This window comes from Streptomyces violens (assembly GCF_000717745.1).
Classification (GTDB): domain Bacteria; phylum Actinomycetota; class Actinomycetes; order Streptomycetales; family Streptomycetaceae; genus Streptomyces; species Streptomyces violens.
In genome coordinates this window covers 107854-123698 of the sequence record NZ_JOBH01000009.1, presented here as the reverse complement: position 1 = coordinate 123698, position 15845 = coordinate 107854, and the positions used below count along the sequence as shown (strand labels likewise).

The window sequence follows — 15845 nt, the reverse complement described above, 5'->3', positions numbered from 1 at the left end:
CCGCGCGCCGCGGATGCGGGCCGTGCGAGGGGAAAAGAGGCCAAGTCTTGGACGTGCAGCCGATATGGGGGGCGCCGCGAGGGCGGTTTCGGCGGCGGCAGGGGGGAAGGGTCCTGCTCGCTCCGGTGCTCGGGGCGCTGATGGTGCTGGTGGCCGCGTGCGGCGGCAGCGGTGAGGGCAGGGGGGACGACGACGGCAAGGACGCCGCGTCGCAGGCGGCGGTGAAGATCTCGGTCGAGGACGGCGCCGAGGACGTCGGCACGAGCGGCGCCCTGAAGGTGACGGTGGACAAGGGCACGCTGAAGTCCGTGACGGTCAAGGACCGCAAGGGCAACACCGTCGACGGCAAGCTGTCCGAGGGCGGCAGCGTATGGAAGCCGGTACGGCACCTGAGCACGGCGACGGAGTACACCGTCGACGCCGTGGCGAAGGACTCCGAGGGCCGTGAGGCCGCCGAGCACGCCGACTTCACCACCCTGGAACCGAAGAACACCTTCACCGGTCGCTATGTGCCGGAGAACGGGCAGACGGTCGGCGTCGGCATGCCGGTCGACGTGCGCTTCACGCGCGGCATCACGAACCCGAAGGCGGTCGAGGACGCGATCAAGGTGACGGCCGAGCCGTCCGTGCCGATCGACGGCCGCTGGTTCGGCAACGACCGCCTGGAGTTCCGCCCGGAGAAGTACTGGAAGCCGGGCACGAAGGTCACGCTCTCCATGGACCTCAACGGCGTCGAGGGCCGCCCCGGGGTGTACGGGACGCAGACCAAGAAGGTCACCTTCACCGTCGGCCGCAGCCAGATCAGCACGGTGGACGCGGCATCGCACCAGATGACGGTGGTCCGCGACGGCAAGAAGATCAAGACGCTGCCGGTCACCGCGGGCGCGCCGGGCACCGAGACGTACAACGGCAAGATGGTGATCAGCGAGAAGCACCCGGTGACGCGGATGAACGGCGAGACCGTGGGCTTCGGCGGGGAGTACGACATCCCCGACGTACCGCACGCGATGCGGCTCAGCGACTCCGGCACGTTCATCCACGGCAACTACTGGTCGGGGCAGTGGACGTTCGGCAACCGCAACGCCAGCCACGGCTGCGTGGGCCTCTTCGACTACCGCGGCGGCAGCACGTCGACGCCCGCCGGCTGGTTCTACGGCAACTCCATGATCGGTGACGTGGTCGTCGTCAAGAACTCGCACGACCGCACCATCCAGCCGGAGAACGGGCTGAACGCGTGGAACATGCCGTGGGAGCAGTGGAAGGCGCCGCAGTAAGACCTTTGGCGGAGCCGCGACGGGGCGTCCGGTGCACTGTGACCAAGTGCACCGGCGCCGTCCGCGTGAACGGCTACTAACCTGCCCTCATGACTGTGAACTTCGAGGTGGCCGACGGCGTCGGCACCGTCCGTCTGGACCGTCCGCCCATGAACGCGCTGGACACCGCCACCCAGGACCGGCTGCGCGAGCTGGCCGAGGAGGCCACCCGCCGCGACGACGTCCGCGCGGTGGTGATCTGGGGCGGCGAGAAGGTGTTCGCGGCCGGCGCGGACATCAAGGAGATGCAGGTGATGGACCACGCGGCGATGGTCGCCCGGTCCAAGGCGCTGCAGGACTCCTTCACCGCCGTCGCCCGCATCCCCAAGCCCGTGGTGGCCGCGGTCACCGGGTACGCGCTCGGCGGCGGCTGCGAGCTCGCCCTCTGCGCCGACTTCCGCATCGCCGCGGAGAACGCCAAGCTCGGCCAGCCCGAGATCCTGCTCGGCCTGATCCCGGGCGCGGGCGGCACCCAGCGCCTCGCCCGCCTCATCGGCCCGTCCAAGGCCAAGGACCTGATCTTCACCGGCCGCCAGGTGAAGGCCGACGAGGCGCTCGCCCTCGGGCTGGTGGACCGGGTGGTTCCCGCCGAAGAGGTGTACGCGCAGGCGCACGCCTGGGCGGCCCGGCTCGCCGTGGGCCCGGCGATGGCGCTGCGCGCCGCGAAGGAGTCGGTGGACGCCGGTCTGGAGACCGACATCGACACCGGACTGACGATCGAACGGAACTGGTTCGCAGGCTTGTTCGCCACCGAGGACCGCGCGACGGGCATGCGCAGCTTCGTCGAGGAGGGCCCCGGCAAGGCCAAGTTCCGCTGACGCGAGCGATGTTGGCGGTACGGATGGGGTCGGGCATGCACTGCCCGTGCTCCTTGCGGGCGAATGATGCCCGGCTCAAGGGAGCCTTAAGCCGTCCCCGCGAACCGGCCCCGACGATCATCCGCGGGCGGGCAACGTCGCAGGTCAGGAAGGCTGTACTGGGGTGTTGACTGCCCTTGGCATATGTCGGCAGGGGGTGCGGGAACCGCGGATTCCGGGCGACCGATTCCAGCGGTTCCGCCCCCGTACCGTGCCGGTTGCGTCCATGATGGTGGCATGGCGGGCCTCGAAGGTACGGAGCAGCCGCGGCCGGGGACCGGCACGGCTGCCGCGCGACGGTTGCTGCCCGCCCAGGACGCGGAGGGGGAGAGGGCCAGGGTGACGGCTGCCGCTCGGGGCGACGGAGCATCCCGGACGCTCGATCTCATCGGCGATCCCGCCCATGAAGAGGTACGGCTGCCCTCGCGCCCCGAATCCGCCGCCACGGCCCGGAGATTGACGCAGTCCGTCCTGCTGAAACAGTGGTCGCTGACGCCCCAGCTCGCCGAGTACGCCGTGCTGCTCGTCTCGGAGCTGGTCGGCAACGCCGTCCGGCACACCGGCGCCCGCACGTTCGGCCTGCGGATGCTGCGCCGCCGCGGCTGGATCCGCATCGAGGTGCGCGACCCGTCCCGCGGGCTGCCCTGTCTGATGCCGGTCCACGAGCTGGACGTGAGCGGCCGCGGGCTCTTCCTGGTGGACAAGCTCTCCGACCGCTGGGGCGTGGACCTGCTGCCGCGCGGCAAGACGACGTGGTTCGAGATGCGGGTGACGGACCGCGCGTGAAACGTGACTGGGGCCCTTCCGCGGTGTCGCGGAACGGGCCCCAGTAGTCGCGCGCCGAAGGGCGGAAGGGGTGTGCCCACGGCGCCGTTACGACCTGGCCCGGGTCAATGGGGGGTCGTTGCCCCGACTATCGCAGGCGGGATGGGCGGCTGCCAAAAGGGCATAACGGGCAGTGGTGGATGTATGGGGAGTAAGTCACAGCTGATCGAAGGTGAGTTGTGCCACCGGCCTTGCAATCGCCGTGCCTGGCCGGGAATCGCTGAGTAATTACCGGAGTTCGCCGAGGGCTGTACGGGGTGCCGGGCCGGGGTCTCGGCGGTCCGTAGGATGGGCGCCGAGCCGCTCGCCGTGGGCGGCACCGGACACCGGGGAGGGAGCGGCCGCATGGGAGCGACGGGACGTGCGCACCGCTCGGCGGCCTGGACGCTGCTCCTCCTCCTGACCGTGGTCTTCGCGCCGCTGCTGTGCGGCACGTCGGGCGGCCCGGCCGCGACGCCGGCCGCCGCTCCCGTGGTGACGCCGGTCTCCGACGTCGCGCCCGCCCCCGTCGCCGCCGCCGGGCCCAAGAAGTGCGCGCCGCACGACGCGCCCGGGCAGGGCGAGACCGTGCCCGCGCCCGCGACGCACCGCGGCGAACCGCTCGCGGCGCCCGCGGTCACCCCGGTCCCGTACCTCTCCCACGACCCCGCGAGCTGCGCCCTCGCCCGGCCGCCCACCGGCCCGGCCCCCGCCACCGATCCCTGCGCCCTCCTGCCCGTACTGCGGATATAGGGCCGCCACGCGCGCACCGGTCCTCCGGACCGGCCGTCGCGCCCCGGCCGCACCACCTCGGTATCCGTATCCGCATCCGTACGTCAGGAGCACACCCATGTCCGCAACCGCTTCACCGGGCCGCCGCCTCGCGGCCGTCGGCGCGATCCTCGCCCTCATCGTCGGTCTCGTCGCCCTCGGCATCGCCGTCGGCACGGCCGTCGAGGACAGCGGCAGCAGCAAGGCCGCCGAGCCCGGCCCCGCCGCGTCCGTCGAGACCGAGGACCCCGACGGCCGCCAGAAGATGTACGACGACCTTGCGAAGCAGACCTCGCGCCGGGAGAAGGGCGACGCGCTGGCCGTCGGCCGCGCCGACGCGCCGGTCGTGCTCGTCGAGTACGCCGACTACCAGTGCGGCTTCTGCGGCCGCTTCACCCGCGAGACCCAGCCCGAACTGATCGAGAAGTACGTGGACAAGGGCGTCCTGCGCATCGAGTTCCGCAACTTCACCATCTACGGCGAGGACTCCGAGCGGGCGGCGCGCGCGTCCTGGGCCGCCGGGCAGCAGGGCAAGTTCTGGGAGCTGCACGACGCGCTGTACGCCAAGAGCCGCAAGGGCCCCGCGCTCGCCGAGGACAAGCTCGTGGAGCTGGCGCGCGACAGCGGCGTCGAGGACATCGACCGCTTCCGGCGCGACATGAAGAGCGACGAAGCGAAGAAGGCGCTGGACCGCGACCAGCAGGAGGGTTACCAGCTCGGCGTGCAGTCCACGCCGTCGTTCCTGGTCAACGGCGCGCCGATCGCCGGCGCCCAGCCCACCGCCACCTTCACGCAGGCCGTCGACGAGGCCGCCGAGCGAGCGGGCAAGGACGGGGGCGGCAAGTGACCGACATCGGCTATCTCGCCGCCTTTCTGGGCGGCGTCCTCGCCCTGGTCAGCCCCTGCAGCGCGCTACTGCTGCCGGCCTTCTTCGCGTACTCGCTCGCCACGCCCGGCCGGCTGCTCGCCCGTACCGGCGTGTTCTACCTGGGCCTGGCGGTCACGCTGGTGCCGCTCGGCGCCGCCAGCACCGCCGCGAGCCGGCTCTTCAACGGCCACCGCGACGTGCTCATCGCCGTCGGCGGCTGGGTGGTGATCGCGATGGGCGTGCTGCAGATCCTGGGGCTGGGCTTCGCGTCCCGCCGCGCGCAGTCCGCCGCGGCCCGGATCACCCCGCGCTCGGCCGTCTCGACCTTCCTGCTGGGCTGCGTCTACGGCCTGGCGGGTTTCTGCGCCGGGCCGATCCTGGGCGCGGTGCTGACGGTCACGGCGGTCAGCGGCTCGCCCGTGTACGGCGCGTCGATGCTCGCGGTGTACGCGCTGGGCATGGCGCTGCCGCTGTTCGTCCTGGCCCTGCTCTGGGACCGGTTCGAGCTCGGGCGGCGCGGCTGGCTGCGCGGCCGGGAATTCGCCGTCGGGCCGCTGCGCCTGCACACCACGTCGCTGATTTCCGGGCTGTTCTTCATCGGCATCGGAATTCTTTTCCTGGCATTCAACGGAACGAGCGCGCTGCCCGGAATCCTGGATACCGACTCCGAATTCCGGCTGGAGGAATGGGTGTCCGGCGTCGGCGCCGCCGTGCCGGATTCCGTACTGATCGCGGCGGCCGCGCTCGTGGTCGCCGCGGTGCTCGGCCGGGTCGCGCTGCGTCCGGAAAAGAAGACGAAGGACTGATCCCACCCATGGGGGATGCGTAGGGCCATTCGGCTCATATCCGGGGCGGTGGCCGGTGACCTTCCGTGGCGTACGCGGGATGGCGCCGGCCGCCCACTACGTTGCCGAGCCATGGACGCCCTCCTCTTCGCCGGTCTCTTCGCCACGCTCCTGTGCATCGTGGGCCAGCGGAGCCGGGTGGTGGTGGTCGCGGTGTGGTCGGCGATGTTCGCCGCCGTCGTGTGGCTGATGGCGCATCACGTCCCGGAAATTCTCACGCTCGGTCTCGCGCAGTGAACCGCGCCGCGCCCCGTCGGCCCTTTCCCGCCGGCGGACCGGAAACGATTGGACCGGAGTTTTCTTTGTCATGAGTGCACTGCTGACCGGGCGGATGGCGACGCCGATGAGTACGCCGGCGATTCCCGCACTCGATCCCGGGCCGCCGGGAATCATCGCCCGCGCACAGTACTTGTTCGCCTGCCTTTTCGTGACCGGCTGGGCCGGCGTCCTCTGCGCCGGGCTGTATCTGCAGTTCGCCGGCGGGGAAGCGCCGTGCCCGCTCTGCGTCGTGCAGCGGATGTTCATGGTGCTGACGCTGCTGGGCGCCGCGCACATCGTCCGGCAGGGGCTGCGCGGCGCGGTGCCGCGCCGGGACTACCTGATGGGCTGGGGGCTCGCGCTCGTCGGCTGCACGGCCGGTTCGCTGGCGGCGGGGTGGCAGGCGCTGCCGTACCTCCTGGCCGGCGGCCGGGCGCCCGGCGGCGCGGCCCATGGCGGCGCGGCGTACGGCAGCAGTGCGTACGGCGACGTGGTCCAGGGGCTGCCGGCCGGTGTCTGGGCGTGGCTGTTCTTCCAGGCGTCGGTGCTCGCGATCGGCGCCGTGCTGGTCACCTCGCACCTCACCACGGCGCGGCGGATCCCCACGCAGGGCCTGCACCGGGCGGCGGGGCAGGCCGCACTGCTCCTCGCCGGAGTGGTCATCGTGGTGAGCGCGGTGGCCGTCTTCCTCCAGGCGGGACTGCACGCCTTCCTGCCCGTCGCCCCCAGCCGCTACCAGCTCCTGTACGACCTGGGGCTGTCTGACTGAGTCCCTTGGCGAACGAGGCATCAGCCATCAATTGAGGAAGCCCTACGGCGAGCAATCGGGTCCGCGAAAGCGGCGGCGATTTAGCCGCAAAGGCTGCTGCGCGTCCGCCCGGCGTCGGCGATCGTTGCACAGCAGGCACTTGCCGTACCCCGGCGGCAGCGGGTCCTCGGGGTCGCCGTACAACGGGTCGACCGCGCCGTGCGGATGCGCGGCGCAGCCGGTCGGACTGCCGGCCGGGCCGGTGTCGGTGCCGAGCGATCCGGCGGCGGTCAGGGCGCGCCGCAGGACGTCGACCAGCTGGTCGGCGTCCTGCCGGCTGGGGGCCTTCTGCAGGCCCGAGGCGAGGTCGGCGGCGAGGGTGAGCGCGGTCTGGAGTTCGCGCAGGTCTGCGTGACTCATGCTCCGGAGCGTAGGCGCACCCACTGACAGTTGATCTTCCGATCGCACTTGGTGGCATCCCATGGGCCGATGCATGCCCGTGGGATGCCACGGATTCACGCCGTGCGGGGGAAGACCCTCTTGCGGGGGGATGACGGCCCGGTGACCCCGGTGGTCCCGTTGGTCCCGGTGACCGCGGTGCCCCCGGCGCTCAGGGCGCGATCGGCAGTTCGCGCTTGTGGGCCGTGAGGCGGTAGCGGCGCACGATCGTCTCGAACGTCTGCTCGCTGACCGGCTTGCCCTCCAGGAAGTCGTCGATGTCGTCGTACGTGACACCGAGCGCGTCCTCGTCCGCCTTGCCCGGGTCCAGCGTCTCCAGGTCGGCGGTCGGGGTCTTCCAGACCAGCTCGGCGGGGGCGCCGAGGGCCTCGGCGACTGCGCGCACCCGGCGCTTGGTCAGCCCGGTCAGCGGCACCAGGTCGGCGGCGCCGTCGCCGAACTTGGTGAAGAAGCCGGACACCGCCTCGGCGGCGTGGTCCGTGCCCACGACCAGGCCCTCCTGGGCGCCGGCCACCGCGTACTGCGCGATCATGCGCTGCCGGGCCTTGATGTTGCCCTGCACGAAGTCCTGGTGGTGGGCGTCGCGGAAGAGCGCGCCGCCCTCCAGGACCGCCGCCAGCGCCGCGTCGCTGGCCGGCTTCACATCGACGGTGAGCAGCTTGTCGGCCTTGATGAAGGAGAGCGCGAGCTGCGCGTCGTGCTCGTCGGCCTGGACGCCGTAGGGCAGCCGCATGGCGTAGAACGTCGCGTCGTGCCCCGCCTCCCGCGCCCGCTCCACCGCGAGCTGGCAGAGCCGGCCCGCGGTGGTGGAGTCCACGCCGCCGCTGATGCCGAGCACCAGGGAGCGCAGCCCCGTGCCGGTCAGCCGCTCGGTGAGGAAGGCCACCCGGCGCTCGATCTCCTCGTGCGCGTCGAAGGACGCGGACACCTGGAGATCCCGGGCGATCTCCTGCTGCAGGCTCATGGACGCCGGGTCGGTCACGGTGGCTCCTCGTGGTCTCGCTGTGCCGCCGGGGCCCGCGGAGACGCGGGCGGCACCGGCACACAGACGCGTACGTACGAGGAAACTCTATTCTTCGTTGGCCCACGCCTTGAGAGCGGCCTTGCTGGAGAACTGGCCGACGTTCTTGTCGATCGGGTTGTCGGTGTACTGGTGGAAGCGCCACTTGGCCTTGATCCGCGGGCGGCCCGCGGAGACGTAGTCCGCTATCCACAGGCCGTCGCCGGCGTAGGACGTGGTGTCGTGGTTGAGCCAGAAGTCGCGGTTGCAGTACAGGAGCACCTGGTGGCGGTCCGGGCGCAGGGCCTTCACCTCGCGGATGAACTGGTCCTTCTGCGCGTTGCTCGCGTACGTCCCGGCGCTGGTGCGCTCCCAGTCGACTATCAGGATGTCGCCCAGTCTGGAGGCGCACTTGTCGACGAAGTACCGGGCCTGCGCCGCGATGTTCCCCGGCCACAGGAAGTGGTAGAAGCCGACCACGCATCCCGCCTCGCGGGCCCGCGCCGCCTGGGAGTTCTGGTGCGGATTGATGTAGGAGCGGCCCTCGGTCGCCTTGATGAAGACGAAGTCCAGGCCCTTGGTGGAGTACGTGGGCTGGTACGAGCTGACATCGACGCCGTGCAGCATTGCAATCCTCCCGCAACCGTGCGATTACCAAGCGTCACTGCGGTCCATCATGGACATGCCCGCTGACGCAAGGTCTCAAAGGTGGAGTTGCCCTCCGACCGTGCTTCGTCGCTCCCCTCGACGTCCCCCGTGCACGACGGCTGTGCACGCTGTGTGACAAGCGCCGTCGATAACCAAACGCCGTCCGGCGTACGGGAGTTCCCCGTGAGTCATACGGATACGGGGTGTACGCCCGGGGCGCAAGCAAAAAACGACAACGGGTCCGAACCCGGGGGAGGTTCGGACCCGTCACGGGTAAAGAGGTCAGGCCGGGGGGCGGGGCGCGTAGCGCGCCACCAGCAGGCCCAGCGTTGCCAGGGCGATCAGCATCACGAGAATCACGAACGGTCGCCTGCCCCGAACTCCCCAGTGCATTCCGTGACGTGAGTCACACACGTGACTGGCGGGCGCGGACCGGTCGCCGGCCCGGCCGCTCAGCACTCGATGATGTTCACCGCGAGCCCGCCGCGGGCCGTTTCCTTGTACTTCACGGACATGTCGGCGCCGGTGTCCTTCATGGTCTTGATGACCTTGTCGAGGGAGACGTGGTGGCGGCCGTCGCCGCGGAGGGACATGCGGGCCGCGGTGACAGCCTTCGCCGAGGCCATGCCGTTGCGCTCGATGCACGGGATCTGGACCAGGCCGCCGACCGGGTCGCAGGTCAGGCCGAGGTTGTGTTCCATGCCGATCTCCGCGGCGTTCTCCACCTGCTCCGGGGAGCCGCCCAGTACCTCCGCCAGGCCGCCCGCCGCCATCGAGCAGGCCGAGCCGACCTCGCCCTGGCAGCCGACCTCGGCGCCGGAGATGGAGGCGTTCTCCTTGAAGAGCATGCCGATGGCGCCCGCGGCGAGGAGGAAGCGGACCACGCCGTCCTCGTCCGCGCCGGGCACGAAGTTCATGTAGTAGTGCAGAACGGCGGGGATGATGCCGGCCGCACCGTTGGTGGGCGCGGTCACGACCCGGCCGCCGTCCGCGTTCTCCTCGTTGACGGCCATCGCGTAGAGCGTGACCCACTCCATCGCGTGGGCCAGCGGGTCGCCCTCGGAGCGCAGCGCGCGGGCCGCGTTCGCCGCCCGGCGGCGCACCTTCAGGCCGCCCGGCAGGATGCCCTCGCGGGACAGGCCGCGGCTGACGCAGGCCTGCATGACGTGCCAGATCTCCAGCAGCCCGGCGCGGATCTCCTCCTCCGTGCGCCACGCCTTCTCGTTCTCCAGCATCAGCGCGGAGATCGACAGGCCGGTCTCCTGGGCGAGCCGCAGCAGCTCGTCACCGGTGCGGAAGGGGTACTTCAGCACGGTGTCGTCGAGCACGATGCGGTCGGCGCCGACCGCGTCCTCGTCCACGACGAAGCCGCCGCCCACCGAGTAGTACGTCTTCTCCAGCAGCGGGGCGCCGTGCTCGTCGTACGCGAAGAGGGTCATGCCGTTGGCGTGGTACGGCAGCGAGCGGCGGCGGTGCAGGATCAGCTCGGTGGACTCGTCGAAGCCGATCTCGTGCGCATCGCCTATTTCGGCGTCCAGCAGCCGCAGCCGCTTGGTGGTGCGGATGCGCTCCACCATGTCGTCGGCCTTCTCGACGTCCACGGTGCGCGGGGAGTGGCCCTCCAGGCCGAGCAGGACGGCCTTGGGGGTGCCGTGGCCGTGGCCGGTGGCGCCGAGCGAGCCGAAGAGCTCGGCCCGTACGGACGAGGTCTGCGCGAGGAGGCCGTCCTTCTTGAGGCGGCCCACGAACATCCGTGCCGCGCGCATCGGGCCGACCGTATGGGAGGAGGACGGGCCGATGCCGATGGAGAAAAGGTCGAAGACGGAGATGGCCACGGTGGCGGACTCCTTTGTCTGCTCAGGGTGGGCGAGGGGCGGGATGCGTGCCGTGGCACGCTCCGCGGGAGCAGGCCGTGAACGGCGTAGGTGGGACGTTTCTTCGCCGACTGTCGAGCCTAACGCGACAGAAGGGGCTTACCGGGCGGTCACCGGACGTCCTGTGGCGAGGCGCACACGGCGCACCCGCCACGGCGATACGGCGGCGCGCACGCCACGGGCCCGGGGACAGGGTGCCCCGGGCCCGTGAAGCCCGTACGACCGCCGGGTGTCTTACTTGCCCAGCTCGGGGTAGAGCGGGTGCTTGTCGGCCAGCGCGGTGACGCGGGCCTTGAGGGCGGCCGCGTCGTATTCCGGCATCAGCGCCAGCGCGATGATGTCGGCGACCTCGCGGAAGTCCTCGGTGGTGAAGCCGCGGGTGGCCAGCGCCGGGGTGCCGATCCGCAGGCCCGAGGTGACCATCGGGGGCCGCGGGTCGTTCGGGACGGCGTTGCGGTTGACCGTGATGCCGACCTCGTGGAGGCGGTCCTCGGCCTGCTGGCCGTCCAGCTCGGAGTCGCGCAGGTCGACCAGGACCAGGTGCACGTCCGTGCCGCCGGACAGCACGTTGACGCCCGCCGCACGCGCGTCCGCGGAGGTCAGACGCTCGGCGAGGAGCCGGGCGCCCTCGACGGTGCGCTGCTGGCGCTCCTTGAAGTCCTCCGAGGCGGCGACCTTGAAGGAGACCGCCTTGGCCGCGATCACGTGCTCCAGGGGACCGCCCTGGAAGCCCGGGAAGACCGAGGAGTTCAGCTTCTTGGCGAACTCCTTCTTGGCGAGGATGATGCCGCCGCGCGGACCGCCGAGCGTCTTGTGCGTGGTGGAGGTCACGATGTCGGCGTGCTCGACCGGGTTCGGGTGCAGACCCGCGGCGACCAGGCCCGCGAAGTGCGCCATGTCGACCCACAGGTACGCGCCGACCTCGTCGGCGATGCGCCGGAAGGCGGCGAAGTCGAGCTGCCGCGGGTACGCCGACCAGCCCGCGATGATCACCTTGGGGCGGTGCTCCTTGGCGAGCTGCTCGACCTCGGCCATGTCGACCAGGCCGTTGCCGTCCACGTGGTAGGGGACCACGTTGAACTGCTTGCCGGAGAAGTTCAGGCGCATGCCGTGGGTGAGGTGCCCGCCGTGCGCGAGGTCCAGGCCGAGGATGGTGTCGCCCGGCTTGGCCATGGCGAACAGCGCTGCCTGGTTCGCGGAGGCGCCCGAGTGCGGCTGCACGTTGGCGTACTCGGCGCCGAACAGCTCCTTGACCCGGTCGATCGCGATCTGCTCGGTGACGTCGACGTGCTCGCAGCCGCCGTAGTAGCGGCGGCCGGGGTAGCCCTCGGCGTACTTGTTGGTGAGGACCGAGCCCTGCGCCTCCATGACGGCGACCGGAGCGAAGTTCTCCGACGCGATCATCTCGAGGGTGGACTGCTGACGGTGGAGTTCGGCGTCGACAGCGGCGGCGACGTCGGGGTCGAGCTCATGGAGGGAGCTGTTGAGAAGCGACATGAGTCTTCCTGGGTGGGAGCCTCCGAGGGGTTTATGACCCCTCGGCACGGCGGGCGGGCGTAGGTCAGCCGGCGGTGAAAGCGGTGTACTCGTCGGCGGAGAGCAGGTCCTCCGGCTCGCCGCTCAGCTTCACCTTGAACAGCCAGCCGCCCTCGAAGGGGGCGGAATTCACCAGCGACGGGTCGTTCGCCACGTCCTCGTTGATCTCCGTGACCTCACCGTCGACCGGGGAGTAGAGATCGCTGACGGACTTGGTCGACTCCAGCTCGCCGCAGGACTCACCCGCGGTGACGGTGTCGCCGACCTCGGGGAGCTGGGCGTAGACGACATCGCCGAGCGCGTTGGCCGCGTGCTCGGTGATGCCGACCGTCGAGACGCCGTCCTCGGCGGCCGACAGCCACTCGTGCTCCTTGCTGTACCGGAGCTGCTGGGGGTTGCTCATGGTTCGATTCTCCTGGATGCGCGGGAATGATCGTGCAGAGGGTCTTGACAGGTGAGACGCGAACGCGTCACTTCTGCCGTCCGTACGGAACTTCTACCGTCCGCAGGGACGGGCCGGGGCGGGTTGCGCCACGCCGGGCGGCTACTTCTCCCGCTTGTAGAAGGGCAGCGCGACGACCTCGTACGGCTCGTGCTTGCCGCGGATGTCCACGGCGACGCCCTTCGTGCCCGGCTCGGCGTGCGCCGCGTCCACGTACGCCATCGCGACCGGCTTGCCGAGGGTGGGGGAGGGGGCGCCGGAGGTGACGGTGCCGATGGCGGTGCCCTCGGCGTCCACGACCGGGTAGCCCGCGCGCGGTACGCGGCGGCCCTCGGCGATCAGCCCGACCAGCTTGCGCGGCGGGTTCTGCTCGGCGCGCTCGGCGGCCGCGGCCAGCGCGTCCCGGCCCACGAAGCGGCCCTCGTTCCCGGGCTTCTCGAACTTCACGACCCGGCCCAGACCCGCGTCGAACGGCGTCAGGGAGGTGGACAGCTCGTTCCCGTACAGCGGCATGCCCGCCTCCAGGCGCAGCGTGTCGCGGCAGGACAGGCCGCAGGGGACCAGGCCCGCGTCCTTGCCCGCCTCGGTCAGCGCCTCCCAGAGGGCGACCGCGTCGGCGGGCCGCACGAACAGCTCGAAGCCGTCCTCACCGGTGTAGCCGGTCCGCGCGATCAGCGCCTCGACGCCCGCGACGGTGCCGGGCAGACCCGCGTAGTACTTCAGGCCGTCCAGGTCGGCGTCGGTGAGCGACTTCAGGATGCCGGGCGACTCGGGGCCCTGGACGGCGAGCAGCGCGTACGCGTCGCGGTCGTCCCGTACGGCGGCGTCGAAGCCGGCCTGGCGGGCGGTGAGCGCGTCCAGCACGGTCTGCGCGTTGGAGGCGTTGGCGACGACCATGTACTCCTGGTCGGCCAGCCGGTAGACGATCAGGTCGTCCAGGATGCCGCCGTCCTCCTGGCAGATCATCGTGTACCGGGCGCGGCCCGGCTTGACCGAGCCGATGTTGCCGACCAGCGCGTAGTCGAGGAGGTCGGCCGCCTGCGGGCCGGTGACGGTGATCTCGCCCATGTGGGAGAGGTCGAAGAGGCCGGCACGGGTGCGGACGGCGACGTGCTCGTCGCGCTCGCTGCCGTAACGCAGCGGCATGTCCCAGCCGGCGAAGTCGGTCATGGTCGCGCCGAGCGCGCGATGCGTGGCATCGAGCGCGGTACGACGGGGTTCACTCATGGCAGCGGGCTCCCGGAATGGACGACAGGGACGTATCGGACGTCTCCCCATCTGTCATCGGAACCTGAGAGGTTCACCGACAGCCCCCATCGGGGCTTCGGCTTGCACCTTGGGTGGGGCCGCACCCGGGCGGCCCGCTTTTCAGATCTGCCTCGTCCGCGCAGTACAGGGGCCTGAGAGATTCAAGGGAGTACTTGCTCCTTCGGCGCCCCGCCGTGGCCTGGCGGGAACTCTCCCGCGCGGATTCAAGCGGCCGGTATGCAGTTGAGCGCCGGTGTGCGGTCACGGTGCACGGTGGCGCGCACATCATTGCACGGCAGCGCCGGATAGAGGAGTCCCGGCCCGCACACCCGGCGCACCTGACGTACCTGGCGCGTCCTTGCCCCGCGCTTGAAGCTCATTACCTTTTCTTGACACTCTGCGGGTAGGGGGACACCCAGGTAATCAACGGGGAGGGCGATCACGGTGCAGAGGCAAGCCGTATGCGCGACGACGGCGGGGGTCGCGCCCGGCGCGGTGCCGCGCCGTGCCCGCGTGCCCAAGGCGGTGGTGCGTCCCGGCCGCGGCGCGCCCCTGATGGACCTGCGCGGCATGGAAGGCGAGGCGGCCGTCCGCGAGCTGGACTTCCCCGCGGGCGGTCTGGTGATCGTCTCGGGGCTGCCGGGCAGTGGCAAGAGCACGCTCATGCAACGCGTGGTGCCCGCGCTGGACGGGGCCGGTGTGCCCGTGCACCGCATCGACTCCCAGGACGTACGGGAGCGCTGGGAGGCAGGCCGCTTCGGCAGGCTGCCGTACGGCCTGGTCCGCCCGCTGGTGCGGGCCGCGCACTACCACGGCCTGCGGCAGGCGCTGCGCTCCGGCGGCAGCGTGGTCGTGCACGACTGCGGCACGCTCGCCTGGGTGCGCCGCTGGATCGCGCGCACCGCCCGGCGGGAGGGCCGTGAGCTGCATCTCGTCCTGCTCGACGTGCCACCGGCGGTGGCGCTCTCCGGGCAGCGGGCGAGGGGCCGCGGCGTCTCCGGTTACGCCTTCGGGCGGCACCGGCGCGCGGTCCGGCGGCTGCTGGCCAGGGCCCGGACGGCGCGGCTGCCGAAGGGGTTCACGGCGTCGGTGCTGCTGGACCGGCGGGCGGCGGACGCGCTGGAGCGGACGACGTTCGGCTGACGGGCCCGCCCGCTTCCGTACCCGCTGCCGTACCCGGGTGTGAGACGGCCGAGAAGAACCGGCCGGTCGGACGCTAGGGTTTTCGACCAGGCAGCGCGGTACGAAGCGGGTGGTGACCATGGACATTCCGGAGCAGAGCATCCCTGGGCAGGGCATTTCCGAACAGGGCATTCCGCAGTTGGCCTGGCCGGCCAACGAGCTGGAAGAGGTGCTCGCGGCGTCGGTGGGCCACCCCAACGCCGGCGCCCGGATCGTCGAGGTGCTCGGCCGCAGCCGGATATGGGTGCCGCTGCCCAAGGGCGGCGGCCCCGACAGCGCCGGCTTCGGCCGGCCCGGGCTGGACCTGCCCACGGTGGAGCTGCCCGACGGCATGGCGTACGTCCCCGTCTTCAGCTCCGAGCAGGAGTTCCTGCGGGTCGTCGGGGCGCACATGCCGTGCACGGTCGCGCCGGCCCGCGAGTTCGCCCGCGGCCTGCCGCCGAAGATCGGCATCGCGGTGAATCCGGACGGCACCGTCGGCGTACCGCTGCCGCCGCCCGCCGTGGCCGAGCTGTGCCGCGGTGACATGCCGCGCGAGGGCCTGCCCTCCGGCGGCCGGGTGCGGCTGTACGAGCCGGACTGGCAGGACGAGCCGGTGGACTTCCTCGCCGCGGCGGGGCTGGAGTTCTCCGCCGTCCCGTACGTGACCTCCGCCCGCCGCTGCCTCGCGAACATCGAGGGCGACGCGCCCACGCTCTTCGTCGGCGTCCAGGTCGCCGACCCGGCGGCCGCCCTCCAGGACCAGACGCAGCGGGACGGCGCGCTCGCCGCCCTGGGCCGGGCGCTCGGCGCCGTACCGGTGCCCTGGCCCGTCCAGCTCGTCATGCTGGACATCGCGCAGGACCCCGTCGTGGACTGGATGCGCGAGCGGGTCCGGCCGTTCTACGCGCAGGACCTGGGGTAACGCGAAAGAGGGCCTCGTGTCGCGCGGCGCGGCCGCGAACCGGACCGTACCGGGACGGATCGCGCGCGCCCGGCCCCGGCCGTGCGCC

17 protein-coding genes and 1 riboswitch are annotated in these 15845 nt (G+C 71.4%); of the genes, 10 read left to right on the top strand and 7 right to left on the bottom strand.

The genetic code is table 11. From position 1 onward, the window contains the following. Window positions 1-47 precede the first annotated feature (47 nt). The 8 genes from IF04_RS0118255 (at window position 48) to IF04_RS0118220 (ending at window position 6485) form a co-directional block, all read left to right on the top strand. The gene (locus IF04_RS0118255) at window positions 48-1274 is read left to right on the top strand and encodes a L,D-transpeptidase (protein ID WP_063829492.1); all 1227 of its coding nucleotides are present in this window, start codon (window positions 48-50) and stop codon (window positions 1272-1274) included. A gap of 89 nt (window positions 1275-1363) precedes the next feature. Beyond that, complete coding sequence (locus IF04_RS0118250) at window positions 1364-2131, top strand: enoyl-CoA hydratase/isomerase family protein (RefSeq protein WP_030258286.1); 768 nt, start codon at window positions 1364-1366, stop codon at window positions 2129-2131. A gap of 276 nt (window positions 2132-2407) precedes the next feature. Further along, window positions 2408-2956: an ATP-binding protein gene (locus tag IF04_RS0118245; protein WP_030258284.1), complete on the top strand. Its 549-nt coding sequence runs from the start codon at window positions 2408-2410 to the stop codon at window positions 2954-2956. A 384-nt stretch (window positions 2957-3340) separates the two neighbouring features. After that, window positions 3341-3727 (top strand): hypothetical protein, encoded by a 387-nt coding sequence (locus IF04_RS0118240; RefSeq protein ID WP_030258280.1) that lies wholly within the window; start codon window positions 3341-3343, stop codon window positions 3725-3727. A gap of 97 nt (window positions 3728-3824) precedes the next feature. After that, the gene (locus IF04_RS0118235) at window positions 3825-4592 is read left to right on the top strand and encodes a DsbA family protein (protein ID WP_030258277.1); all 768 of its coding nucleotides are present in this window, start codon (window positions 3825-3827) and stop codon (window positions 4590-4592) included. Then, window positions 4589-5419 (top strand): cytochrome c biogenesis CcdA family protein, encoded by an 831-nt coding sequence (locus tag IF04_RS0118230; RefSeq protein ID WP_030258273.1) that lies wholly within the window; start codon window positions 4589-4591, stop codon window positions 5417-5419. Before IF04_RS0118235 ends, IF04_RS0118230 begins: the two co-directional genes overlap by 4 nt. Before the next feature lie 111 nt (window positions 5420-5530). After that, on the top strand, window positions 5531-5695 hold the full coding sequence (locus IF04_RS39105) for a DUF5993 family protein (protein ID WP_169746139.1): 165 nt from the start codon (window positions 5531-5533) through the stop codon (window positions 5693-5695). Window positions 5696-5765: 70 nt separating this feature from the next. Further along, window positions 5766-6485: a disulfide bond formation protein B gene (locus IF04_RS0118220; RefSeq protein WP_245654432.1), complete on the top strand. Its 720-nt coding sequence runs from the start codon at window positions 5766-5768 to the stop codon at window positions 6483-6485. A gap of 42 nt (window positions 6486-6527) precedes the next feature. Here IF04_RS0118220 and IF04_RS0118215 read toward each other — a convergent pair whose 3' ends face one another. From IF04_RS0118215 to gcvT, 7 genes are all read right to left on the bottom strand, one after another. Next, a complete protein-coding gene (locus IF04_RS0118215; protein ID WP_037959864.1) occupies window positions 6528-6884 on the bottom strand; it encodes a hypothetical protein in 357 nt (118 codons plus the stop codon). Window positions 6885-7074: 190 nt separating this feature from the next. After that, window positions 7075-7905, bottom strand: coding sequence for an ammonia-dependent NAD(+) synthetase (nadE, locus tag IF04_RS0118210; protein WP_030258264.1), 831 nt, complete (start codon window positions 7903-7905; stop codon window positions 7075-7077). An 87-nt stretch (window positions 7906-7992) separates the two neighbouring features. Beyond that, window positions 7993-8550 (bottom strand): GH25 family lysozyme, encoded by a 558-nt coding sequence (locus tag IF04_RS0118205; protein ID WP_030258263.1) that lies wholly within the window; start codon window positions 8548-8550, stop codon window positions 7993-7995. Window positions 8551-9023: 473 nt separating this feature from the next. Beyond that, a complete protein-coding gene (locus IF04_RS0118200; protein ID WP_030258260.1) occupies window positions 9024-10406 on the bottom strand; it encodes an L-serine ammonia-lyase in 1383 nt (460 codons plus the stop codon). 273 nt (window positions 10407-10679) lie between these two features. After that, window positions 10680-11942: a serine hydroxymethyltransferase gene (gene glyA / locus IF04_RS0118195; protein ID WP_030258256.1), complete on the bottom strand. Its 1263-nt coding sequence runs from the start codon at window positions 11940-11942 to the stop codon at window positions 10680-10682. 64 nt (window positions 11943-12006) lie between these two features. Further along, on the bottom strand, window positions 12007-12384 hold the full coding sequence (gcvH, locus tag IF04_RS0118190) for a glycine cleavage system protein GcvH (RefSeq protein ID WP_030258252.1): 378 nt from the start codon (window positions 12382-12384) through the stop codon (window positions 12007-12009). A gap of 141 nt (window positions 12385-12525) precedes the next feature. After that, window positions 12526-13650 carry a glycine cleavage system aminomethyltransferase GcvT gene (gene gcvT, locus IF04_RS0118185; protein WP_030258249.1) on the bottom strand — a complete coding sequence of 375 codons (1125 nt, stop codon included), beginning with the start codon at window positions 13648-13650 and terminating at the stop codon, window positions 12526-12528. Between the two features lie 151 nt (window positions 13651-13801). Beyond that, a riboswitch (glycine riboswitch) is annotated at window positions 13802-13898 on the bottom strand. 211 nt (window positions 13899-14109) lie between these two features. Here gcvT and IF04_RS0118180 point away from each other — a divergent pair. Continuing rightward, window positions 14110-14814, top strand: a complete 705-nt coding sequence (locus IF04_RS0118180; RefSeq protein WP_030258246.1) for an AAA family ATPase — start codon at window positions 14110-14112, stop codon at window positions 14812-14814. A 118-nt stretch (window positions 14815-14932) separates the two neighbouring features. Then, entirely contained in the window at window positions 14933-15757 is an 825-nt protein-coding gene (locus IF04_RS0118175) for an enhanced serine sensitivity protein SseB (protein WP_051831347.1), read from the top strand. The last annotated feature ends 88 nt before the right edge of the window (window positions 15758-15845 follow it).